We start from the raw sequence: 2,503 nt of genomic DNA on the forward strand, positions 1-2,503 counted from the left end.
ATACCCTAAGTCCGTTAATCCAGGTTCCTTTCACCGAAATTCCCGTAATATCCTGTTCATCAATGGTCATAGCATCATGATCCAGCATCACAAAATCGGCCTCTTTTCCGGCTTCGATGCTGCCTTTGCGGTCTTCATCAAAACTTCCTCTGGCAGGCCACAGGGTGATAGAATACAGCGCCTCCTTGCGTGTTAGAGCGTTTTCCATATGGAAACCACCATCCGGAGTTCCGTCCAGGTGTTTCCTGCTAACCGCCGCGTAAAAGGTGTACAATGGATTGATGTCTTCGATGGGGAAATCGGTGCCATTCACCAGCCAGCCATTTTCCGCCAAAAGTTGTTTGGTGGGATAGGCTTCTTTTATCCTGTCCGAGCCCAAACGCTCATCAGCCCAGTCCATGTCGGAGCTACAGTGTGTGCTCTGAATAGAAGGGATTACTGAGAATCCGCCAAACTTGTGCATGTCATTGGCATTTACAATCTGGGCGTGTTCGATGCGCCAGCGCAAGTCGTTATTGCCGTTGAGAATCGATCCATAAACATCCAATACCAATCGGTTGGCTGAATCACCAATGGCATGGGTGTTCACCTGAAATCCATTTTTATAGGCCAGTCGACACAGGCTGTCGTAATATGCGGTCGGTTCCATCTGCAAGCCCAGATTTCCCGGATCATCCGAATAGGGTTTCAGCAACAAAGCACCTCTTGAGCCCAACGCTCCGTCGGCGTACAACTTTACGCTGCTTACGGTTAATCTATCCATATGAAGCGGACCCTTTGGAAAGAAATAATCCAGATTTTCCTTGGTGGGACTCAGCATGGCATATATTTTTATCTGAAGTTTTCCGGCTTTCTGAAGCGAATCAATTAAGAGGATATCTTCCTTGTCCAGACCTGCATCGGTAACAGTGGTCAATCCTTTGGCAAAACAGTTTTGTTGTGCCAGCATCAAGGCGTTTATTTTCTGGTTGTCGGTTGTTTTTGGGATAAAACTTTTCATCCGGTCGGCCGCATTGTCTAGCAAAACGCCGGTAGGCTTACCTTTTTTCAGGATAATTTCACCACCTGCGATGTAGGTGTTTTCATCAATTCCGGCGATGGCCAGTGCGGCTGAATTGGCCAGAACAGCATGACCGTCGATGCGAATGAGAACAACCGGAATCTTTGGGAAGATCACATCAAGTCGGGTATTATCAGGGAACTCTTTAATTTCCCAAAGGTTTTGATCCCAGCCGCGGCCAAGAATCCAGCGACCCGGATATTCCTTGTGAAATTTCTGTAGCGCAGCAAGTAAGTCATCAAAGGAGGCTAATCCAACCAGGCTGGCATATTGGGTAAGTCCGAGTCCGTATCCCATAAAATGACTGTGACCATCGTTAAATCCAGGGTATATGGGTTTTCCACCGGCATCCAGTTTTTGGGTGCTCTCAAAATCTGCCAGTATATCGGCATCCTGGCCAACAGCTACAAATTTTCCTTTGTCCACCGCAAAAGCAGTGCTTTTGGCAAAGGCCGTGTCGAGGGTATAAACTGAAGCATTATAGACGATTAAATCGACCATTTGTTTTTTATGGATGCAGGATGTCATAGTTAAAATGGATATTAACAGAATCAGAAAAGTGTGTTTTTTCATAGTCCCGGTATTTATAGTTCAGGTTTATAATGTTTTGATTCGAAACGCAAGGTATCCGGATTAAAGATCACTCCCTCCTGATCGAAAAGCTGGTTGATATGCCCGTTTTTGATCAAGGTTTTTGGCGTTCCGGCTTCAAAAGTATGATTTTTTCCAACCAACCAGAGTTCATCGGCAAATTGCAACGCCAATTCACTGTCATGGGTGGTCAGGAGTACAGTCTTGGTTTTATCGGCCACAAGGCCCTTTAGCAATTGCATGATGGCCACTTTTCCGGGAGAATCAATAAAGGCGGTGGGTTCGTCCAGACAAATCAATGGCGTATTTTGGGAGATGGCCCTGGCAATCATGGTTTTTTGCTTTTCACCATCGCTCAGTGAATAAAATCTCCGTTTGGATAGGTGTGTAACTCCGGTTGATTTCATCGAAGCTAAGATGATATGCAGATCTTCCAGAGTTAACTTGCCCGTAAGCGAACCGTACGGATACCTTCCGGTTGAAACCACATCCATGGCTGTCAGGTAGCGGTCATCGATCTTATCGGTTAATACTGCCGACATACATCTGGCCACCTGCTTTACTGACATTTGATGAAGTGGCTGGCCTTTCCAGAGTACATCCCCCGAAAGGGGAACAAGGTGTCCGAGAATGGTTTTCATCAGGGTAGATTTGCCGGCACCGTTAGGCCCCAGAATGGCCACGAACTGACCTAAAGCCAACGAAGTTTCTATTTTACGGCTGATAACGACTGGGTTTCTACGGGCAGAATAGCCGGTGTCGAGATCCTTTAACCGGAGCAAAGTTCCCTTGTTTAATGCCTTATCTGCCATAGGACCTTCCTTTTACAATAACCCAAATAACAATGGGGGC

The 2,503-nt window shown here is 46.4% G+C and carries 2 protein-coding genes; both read right to left on the reverse strand.

The features are described from left to right. The coding region (locus ACYC56_RS15270) for an amidohydrolase (protein ID WP_461375029.1) at window positions 1–1,633 on the reverse strand (1,633 nt) is incomplete at its 3' end. An 11-nt stretch (window positions 1,634–1,644) separates the two neighbouring features. Continuing rightward, window positions 1,645–2,463 (reverse strand): ABC transporter ATP-binding protein, encoded by an 819-nt coding sequence (locus ACYC56_RS15275; RefSeq protein ID WP_461375030.1) that lies wholly within the window; start codon window positions 2,461–2,463, stop codon window positions 1,645–1,647. Window positions 2,464–2,503: the final 40 nt, after the last annotated feature.

It is taken from the genome of Candidatus Aquicultor sp. (assembly GCF_054640775.1).